General features: G+C 61.8%; 6 protein-coding genes. All 6 read left to right on the top strand.

All coding sequences use genetic code 11. The features are described 5' to 3' along the window. Positions 1 to 554: 554 nt before the first annotated feature. The 6 genes from J1G35_RS24790 (at position 555) to J1G35_RS24765 (ending at position 7,890) form a co-directional block, all read left to right on the top strand. Entirely contained in the window at positions 555 to 836 is a 282-nt protein-coding gene (locus J1G35_RS24790) for a peptidylprolyl isomerase (protein WP_044274278.1), read from the top strand. Between the two features lie 130 nt (positions 837 to 966). Beyond that, a complete protein-coding gene (locus J1G35_RS24785) occupies positions 967 to 2,799 on the top strand; it encodes an extracellular solute-binding protein (RefSeq protein WP_223016258.1) in 1,833 nt (610 codons plus the stop codon). A 34-nt stretch (positions 2,800 to 2,833) separates the two neighbouring features. After that, entirely contained in the window at positions 2,834 to 3,895 is a 1,062-nt protein-coding gene (locus tag J1G35_RS24780; protein ID WP_053128304.1) for a microcin C ABC transporter permease YejB, read from the top strand. Then, on the top strand, positions 3,895 to 4,917 hold the full coding sequence (locus J1G35_RS24775) for an ABC transporter permease (RefSeq protein ID WP_053128302.1): 1,023 nt from the start codon (positions 3,895 to 3,897) through the stop codon (positions 4,915 to 4,917). Before J1G35_RS24780 ends, J1G35_RS24775 begins: the two co-directional genes overlap by 1 nt. 10 nt (positions 4,918 to 4,927) lie before the next feature. Beyond that, positions 4,928 to 6,502: an ABC transporter ATP-binding protein gene (locus J1G35_RS24770; protein WP_223016259.1), complete on the top strand. Its 1,575-nt coding sequence runs from the start codon at positions 4,928 to 4,930 to the stop codon at positions 6,500 to 6,502. Then, complete coding sequence (locus J1G35_RS24765) at positions 6,499 to 7,890, top strand: sigma 54-interacting transcriptional regulator (protein WP_223016260.1); 1,392 nt, start codon at positions 6,499 to 6,501, stop codon at positions 7,888 to 7,890. The genes J1G35_RS24770 and J1G35_RS24765 overlap by 4 nt, the downstream gene beginning before the upstream one ends. Positions 7,891 to 8,141: the final 251 nt, after the last annotated feature.

The raw sequence follows: 8,141 nt of genomic DNA, 5'->3' as shown, positions 1-8,141 counted from the left end.
CGGCGGCCCACGCTCCAAAGCCGGAGTGAGGGCACACCGAGCCTAGGCGAGGTGCCGAGTGTTGGGGCGAGGACCTTTTGCTTACTTTTGGGTCCCTCCAAAAGTGAGCCGCTGTAAGAGCGGAACCATAGGTGGCCGTTACCGCAGCAACGGATATGTACTCGGTCTGATCCAACATCCTGGTCGGCTGTCAGGCCGCCATCGGGGGCAAGTCGAATCGTCGCACCGCCCCTCCCACATTTGATCTCCATACATCAGGTAGATACTAGTCTGCTCTGGATCTCACTCCATTACCGCAGCAACCGATATGCACTCGGTCTGATCCAACATCCTGGTCGGCTGTCAGGCCGCCATCGGGAGCAAGTCGAATCGTCGCACCGCCCCTCCCACATGTGATCTCTATGCATCAGGTAGATACCAGTCTGCTCTGGATCTCACTCCATCACGCCAATACCCAAGCCCAACGCCCCAACCTGAACCCCAGCGGAACTTTGCCAGGAAATAACCGCCTGAATCCGGTACGCTCACCGTTTTTACTCAAGGAGTTAATCCCCATGGCCAAAGCCACCGCCCGTCACATCCTCGTTGCCACTGAAGACAAGTGCAACGAACTCAAGGCCCAAATCGAAGGCGGCGCCGATTTCGCAGAAATCGCCAAAGCCAACTCCAGCTGCCCATCCAGCCGCCAAGGCGGTGACTTGGGTTCGTTCGGTCCAGGCCAGATGGTCAAGGAATTCGACACCGTCGTCTTCAGCGCCCCGGTCAACACCGTGCAAGGCCCGGTGAAAACCCAGTTTGGCTACCACCTGCTGGAAGTCACCAGCCGCCAGGACTGATCCAGTCCGCGCTGCTGCTTGAAACAACGGCCCGCCTCTTGGTGGGCCGTTGTGCATGTGACGACTGGCGACGCTGATGCCGTTAGCGTACAAATCCCTATTCTTCTTCACCCGGCGTTCAAGGCTGACAATGCGATTGGCTTTTTCCAGACTGCTCAGTACCTCCCTGGCCTTGTTACTGGCCAGCAGCGCCGTGATCGCGGCGCCCCAACCGTCCATGACCGTGTACGGCGAGCCGGCCAAGTACCCCGCCGGTTTCAGCCATTTCGACTACGCCAACCCCAACGCCCCCAAAGGTGGCAGCCTGCGGCGCTCGGCGCTGGAGATCGGGCGTTTCGACCATGTGCTGCCGTATATCGACAAAGGCATCGGCGTCTCCCAGGTCGACGGCTGGCTGTATGCGCCCCTGGCCCTGCGCTCCCTGGACGAGTCCTATACGGTATATGGCCTGGTTGCAGAGAAGATGGAGCGCGCGGAGGACGGCCTGTCCCTGCGCTTCTTCCTCAACCCCAAGGCGCGTTTTGCCGATGGCAAGCCGATCACTGCCGAAGACGTGCGCTACAGCTTCGACCTGCTGATGACCCAAGGCAGCCTGCGCTTTCGCACGCTGTTCGCCGACGTCAAGCACGTCGAAGTCGAAGGCCCGCGCCAGGTCCGTTTTGATTTTTCCAGCAATGAAAACCGCACCCTGCCCCTGGATGTAGCGACCCTGCCGGTATTCCCCGAGCACTGGTGGAAAACCCGCGACTTCGCCAACGGCGGCGGCTACGAAGCCCCCCTGGGCAGCGGCCCGTACAAGGTCAGCAAGATCGACTCGGGCAGCACCATCACCTTTACCCGCGACCCTGACTGGTGGGGCAAGGACTTGCCCGTCAGCCGCGGCCTGTACAACTTCGATCACCTGAGCCTGGAGTACTTCGGCGACACCGAAGTGGCCCGCCAGGTATTGCGCGGGGGCGCCTACGACTTCAACCGTGAGTTCTCCGCCACCGGCTATTCCATCGGCTACAACGGCCCGGCCCTGGACGATGGCCGCCTGCAACGCGCGCACCTGGCCAAGGACATGCCGCAACCGGCCCAGGGTTATGTGTTCAACGTGCAAAAACCAATGTTCAAGGACCGCCGCGTGCGCCAGGCCCTGGCGATGCTGTGGGACTTCGAATGGGCTAACCGGCAGATGATGCGCAACCTGTACATCCGCCAGCAAAGCTACTTCTCCAATAGCCCGCTGGCCGCCACCCAGTTGCCCACCCCGCAAGAACTGGCGATTCTCGAACCCTTGCGCGGGCAGATTCCCGACGAGGTGTTCACCCAAGTGTTCAAGGCGCCAGTCACCGATGGCAGCGGCATGATCCGTGACAAGCAACTGCAAGCCCTGGCCCTGCTGGAAGACGCCGGCTGGAAGCCAGACGGCGACAAACTGGTCAACGCCGAGGGCGAGCCGCTGGAGTTCACCTTCCTCAATGCCCAGAACGGGCTGGAGCGCCTGTTGTTGCCGTACAAACGCAACCTCGCACAGATCGGCATCACCTTGAACATCCGCCGCATCGACTCTTCGCAATACGTCAACCGCTTGATGGCCCGCGACTACGACATGATCGTGACGGGCTTCCCGGTGACCACGTCGCCCGGCATGGAGCTGTACAACTACTTCGGCTCGACCGCCGCATTCGATCCGGGCGCCAACAACTACATGGCGCTCAAGGACCCGGCCGTCGACAGCCTGATCAAGGGCCTGGTCAAGGCCGACACCCAAGCGCAGATGCTCACCTATGCCCACGCCCTGGACCGGGTGCTGCAATGGAATTACCTGTGGATCCCCAATTACTACCCGCCCGGCACTTCCGCCGCCTGGTGGAACCGCTTCGGCCGCCCGGCCATCGAGGCCAGGAATGACGAAGCCCTGGAAACCTGGTGGGAAATCAGCCCTACCCCGCTGACGAATGAACAAATGAACAAATGAACGCCGAGTTGAAAAAACGCGCAGGAGCTCGCTGATGTTTGCCTATATTGTGCGGCGCCTGCTGCTGATCATCCCGACGCTGGTGATCATCCTGCTGGTCAACTTCGTGATCGTCCAGGCCGCACCCGGCGGGCCGGTGGAGCAAGCCATCGCTCACCTGCAAGGCATCGGCGGCGGCGCAGTCGGCGGTTCGTCCGGCGACGCTGTCAGCAGCGGCTCCCGCGCCAGCCGTGGCCTGGACCCGAAACTGATCAAGGACATCGAAAAACAATACGGCTTCGACAAGCCCGCGCCGGAACGCCTGTGGCTGATGCTCAAGAGCTACGCCCAGCTGGATTTCGGCAACAGCTTCTTTCGCGGCGCCACCGTGATCGACCTGATCCTGGAAAAGATGCCGGTCACCATTTCCCTCGGCCTCTGGGCAACGCTGATCACCTACCTGGTGTCGATCCCCTTGGGCATTCGCAAGGCGGTGCGCCATGGCAGCAGTTTTGATGTCTGGAGCAGCACCGCCATTGTGATTGGCTACGCGATGCCGGCGTTCCTGTTCGCGATGTTCCTGATCGTGGTGTTCGCCGGTGGTACGTCATTGAACTGGTTCCCGGTGCGCGGGCTGGTCTCGGAAAACTTCGCCGAGCTGAGCACCGTGGGCAAGATCGCCGACTACTTCTGGCACCTGGTGCTGCCGGTCAGCGCACTGGTGATCGGCGGGTTCGCCACCCTGACCATCCTGACCAAAAACTCGTTCCTCAATGAAATCACGCGCCAGTACGTAGTGACCGCCCGCGCCAAGGGCTTGAGCGAACGACGGGTGCTGTACGGCCATGTGTTTCGCAACGCCATGCTGCTGGTGATCTCGGGGATTCCCCAGGCGTTTATCAGCGTGTTCTTTGCCGGATCACTGCTGATCGAAGTGATTTTCTCCCTCGATGGCCTCGGTCGCATGAGCTACGAAGCCGCCGTCTCCCGGGATTACCCGGTTGTGTTTGGCTCGCTGTTTATCTTTACGTTATTCGGGCTCTTGATAAAACTGATCGGCGACCTCTGCTACACCCTGGTGGACCCGCGTATCGACTTCGCCGCGAGGAACGCCTGATGCTTAACCTGTCTCCCGTGGCCCGTCGACGTTTCGAACGGTTCAAGAAAAACCGTCGCGGCTGGTGGTCGCTGTGGTTGTTTATCGGCCTGTTTATCCTGACCCTGGGCGGCGAGTTGATCGCCAATGACAAACCCTTGGTGCTCAGTTACAAGAACGAGCTGTATTTCCCCGTCTTCAAGCGCTACACCGAGCAGCAGTTCGGCGGGCAACTGCCGTTCCAGGCCGATTACCGCAGTGACTACGTGCAAAAGCTGATCAAGCAGGACGGCGGCTGGATGCTGTTCCCGCCGATCCCGTTCAGCGACGACACGCCCAACTACGAACTGACCCGCCCGGCCCCCAGCCCGCCCTCGACGGTGAACTGGCTGGGCACCGATGACCAGTCGCGGGATGTGTTGGCGCGGGTGATCTTCGGCGCGCGGGTGTCGATCCTGTTTGCCCTGGCGCTCACCGCGATCAGCGCCGCCATCGGCATCGCCGCCGGGGCCTTGCAAGGCTATTACGGCGGCTGGGTGGATCTGCTCGGCCAACGCATCCTTGAAGTGTGGTCCGGGCTGCCGGTGCTGTACCTGCTGATCATCCTGTCGGGGTTTGTCGAGCCGAACTTCTGGTGGTTGCTGGGGATCATGGCGCTGTTTTCCTGGCTGGCCCTGGTGGATGTGGTGCGCGCCGAGTTCCTGCGCGGGCGCAACCTGGAGTACGTCAAGGCCGCACGGGCGCTGGGCCTGGGCGACGGCAAGATCATTCGCCGGCACATCCTGCCCAACGCCATGACCGCCACCTTGAGCTACCTGCCGTTTATCCTCACTGGGGCGATTTCCACCCTGAGCGCCCTGGATTTCCTCGGTTTCGGCATGCCTGCGGGCAGTGCGTCATTGGGCGAGCTGATTGCCCAGGGCAAGCAGAACCTGCAAGCGCCGTGGCTGGGCTTGACGGCGTTCTTCACCCTGGCGCTGATCCTGTCGCTGCTGGTCTTTATCGGCGAGGCATTACGTGATGCCTTCGACCCACGCTCATGAGTGACTGCGTATGAACCTGATCGAAATCCGCGACCTCAGCGTCGCGTTCAGCGGCCAGACCGTGGTGCGCAACCTGAGCCTGGACGTCCGTCCCGGCGAGTGCCTGGCGCTGGTGGGCGAATCCGGCTCGGGCAAGTCGGTGACGGCGCACTCGATCTTGCAACTGCTGCCCGAAGCCGGCACCGACACCCGCGGCTCCGTGAAATATCGCGGCCAGGAACTGATCGGCGCCTCGGCGTCGACCTTGCAGAAACTGCGCGGCAACCGCATTGCGATGATCTTCCAGGAGCCGATGACCTCCCTCAACCCGCTGCACAGCATCGAAAAACAGATCGGCGAAACCCTGCTGCTGCACAAGGGCCTGGGCGGCAAGGCGGCGCAGGCGCGCATCCTGGAATTGCTCGAACTGGTAGGCATCCAGAAACCTCAGGAACGCCTGAAGGCCTATCCGCACCAACTCTCCGGGGGCCAACGCCAACGGGTGATGATCGCCATGGCCCTGGCCTGTGAGCCGGAGCTGTTGATTGCCGACGAGCCCACCACTGCCCTCGACGTGACCGTGCAGCGCAAGATCCTGCTGCTGCTCAAGTCCCTGCAACAACGCCTGGGCATGTCGCTGCTGCTGATCAGCCATGACCTCAACCTGGTGCGCAGCATTGCCCAGCGCGTATGCGTGATGCGTGCCGGCGAGATTGTCGAGCAGGCTGACTGCGAGACCTTGTTCACGGCACCACAACACCCCTACAGCCGCCTGTTGCTGGACGCCGAGCCGTCCGGCGATGTGCTGTGCAGCGACCCACGGGAGACCGTGCTGGAAGTGAACGACCTGAGCGTGCAATTCCCCCTTGGCGGCGGCCTGTTCCGGCGCAAGACCTACCTGCGCGCCGTGGATGGCATCAGCCTCAGCGTGCAGCGCGGCAAGACCCTAGGGATTGTCGGCGAGTCCGGTTCGGGCAAGTCCACCTTGGGCCAGGCGATCCTGCGCCTGCTGGATTCCACCGGCAGCATCCGTTTCCAGGGCGAGGCCCTCGACCCGCTCAACCACAAGCAAATGCGCCCGTGGCGCAAGCAGATGCAGGTGGTGTTCCAGGACCCCTACGGCAGCCTCAGCCCGCGCATGTCGGTGCAGCAGATCATCAGCGAAGGCCTGGAAGTGCATGCGCCATGCAGCGTGGCCGACCGCGATGCGCAAGTGATCCAGGTGCTCAGGGACGTGGGCCTCGACCCGGCCAGCCGCCATCGTTTCCCCCATGAATTCTCCGGCGGCCAGCGCCAACGCATCGCCATCGCCCGTGCGCTGGTGCTCAAGCCGGCGCTGATGCTGCTGGACGAACCCACCTCCGCCCTCGACCGCACCGTGCAGAAGCAGGTCGTGGCGTTGCTGCGCGAGTTGCAGGAAAAATACGGCCTGACCTACCTGTTTATCAGCCATGACCTCGCCGTGGTGCGCGCCATGGCCCATGACATGATCGTGATCAAGGACGGCAAGGTGGTGGAGCGCGGGCCGAGCCATGCAGTCTTCGAGGCGCCGCAGCACCCGTATACCAAAGAACTCCTGGCGGCGGCCGGCGGGCTGTCGTCATGAGTACCAGCCTGACGGACTACCAACAGGTTCGCGGCCTGGCGATCCAGTCGCTGTTCGAGATCATCGAGCAGTCCAGCGAAGGCACGGTGATTGTCGATCGCGACGCCAATATCGTCTGGATGAACGAGCGCTACGCCAAGCGCTTCGGCCTCAACAGTGCCGATGAGGCCATCGGCCAGCCGTGCGAGCGGGTGATTTCCAACAGCCTGTTGCGCCAAGTGGTGCGCACTGACCGGCCGATTCTGCTGGACATCCAGGACACCCCCAAAGGCCCGTTGGTGGTGATGCGCCTGCCGATCCACAACGATGCCGGTGCCGTGATTGGCGCGATTGGTTTTGCCTTGTTCGATGAACTGCGCAACCTGTCGCCGCTGATCGAACGCTACCTGAGCATGCAGCAGGAACTGGCCTCCACCCGCTCGTTGCTGCGCTCACGCCAGAGCAAGTACAACTTCGCGCACTTTATCGGCACCAGCGCCGCCAGCCTGGAAGTCAAACGCCGTGCACGGCGCAGCGCAAGCGCCGAGTCGCCGGTGCTGTTGCTCGGTGAGACCGGCACCGGCAAGGAACTGCTCGCCCAGGCGATCCACGGCGCCTCACCGCGTGCGCACAAGGCCTTTGTCAGCATCAACAGCGCGGCGATTCCCCATGACCTGCTGGAAGCCGAATTCTTCGGCACCGCGCCGGGCGCCTTTACCGGCGCCGATCGCAAGGGCCGTCCGGGTAAATTCCAGATTGCCCAGGGCGGAACGCTGTTCCTTGATGAAATCGGCGATATGCCGCTGCCGCTGCAAAGCAAGCTGCTGCGGGTGTTGCAGGAAAAGGAATTCGAACCGGTGGGTTCCAACGAGATGCTGCACAGCGATGTGCGGGTGATCGCGGCCACCTCCATGGACCTGGAAGCGGCGATCAAGCGCGGTGAGTTCCGTGCGGACTTGTATTACCGCCTGAATGTGTTGCCGATCCAGGTGCCGCCGCTGCGTGAGCGGCTGGAGGATATTCCGGCGTTGAGCGAAGCGATCCTCGAGGAACTGCGCAGCCAGCATGAACTGGACCGCGAAGCCCTGGCGCTGTTGGCGCAACATGCGTGGCCGGGGAATATCCGCGAGCTGCGTAATGTGCTGGAGCGGGCGGCGTTGCTGAGCGATGACTTGGTGTTGAACGCTGAGGAGATTCGCACGGCGATTGGCACGTTCAGCCCGGTGGAACGCGGTGCGGTGGACACGGTTGAGGGTGAGACGTTTGCCGCGGCGCGGGAGCGGTTTGATCGGCAGGTGATTGCGGCGGCACTCAGGGCGTGTGACGGCAATGTGGTCGAGGCGGCCAGGCGATTGGAGTTGGGGCGGTCGACGCTGTACAAGAAAATGGTGGCACTGGGGATTGCCTGATCTCCAAAAAGAGACAAAATTCTCCATAGAAAGACACTCCCTGTGGGAGGGGGCTTGCTCCCGATAGCATCAGGTCAGTCAACATATTTACTGGCTGATGCACCGCTATCGGGAGCAAGCCCCCTCCCACATTTGGTCTTCATTTGTCTCTAAATTGAGACAGCATTCAAAAACACTCGAAAGAAATTAAAAAATATCTATATATTTCAATAACTTGAAAACATGGCACACATCTCGCTATAGCCCTCCCC

Source organism: Pseudomonas sp. SH10-3B (assembly GCF_019891415.1).
Taxonomy (GTDB): domain Bacteria; phylum Pseudomonadota; class Gammaproteobacteria; order Pseudomonadales; family Pseudomonadaceae; genus Aquipseudomonas.
Note: the sequence above shows the minus strand (reverse complement) of the source record. Positions and strands in the feature narration are given on the sequence as shown.

Coding starts and splice junctions, on each gene's coding strand:
- J1G35_RS24765 (WP_223016260.1), top strand. CDS start 6,499: ATGAGTACCAGCCTGACGGACTACCAACAGGTTCGCGGCCTGGCGATC.
- J1G35_RS24775 (WP_053128302.1), top strand. CDS start 3,895: ATGCTTAACCTGTCTCCCGTGGCCCGTCGACGTTTCGAACGGTTCAAG.
- J1G35_RS24790 (WP_044274278.1), top strand. CDS start 555: ATGGCCAAAGCCACCGCCCGTCACATCCTCGTTGCCACTGAAGACAAG.
- J1G35_RS24785 (WP_223016258.1), top strand. CDS start 967: ATGCGATTGGCTTTTTCCAGACTGCTCAGTACCTCCCTGGCCTTGTTA.
- J1G35_RS24770 (WP_223016259.1), top strand. CDS start 4,928: ATGAACCTGATCGAAATCCGCGACCTCAGCGTCGCGTTCAGCGGCCAG.
- J1G35_RS24780 (WP_053128304.1), top strand. CDS start 2,834: ATGTTTGCCTATATTGTGCGGCGCCTGCTGCTGATCATCCCGACGCTG.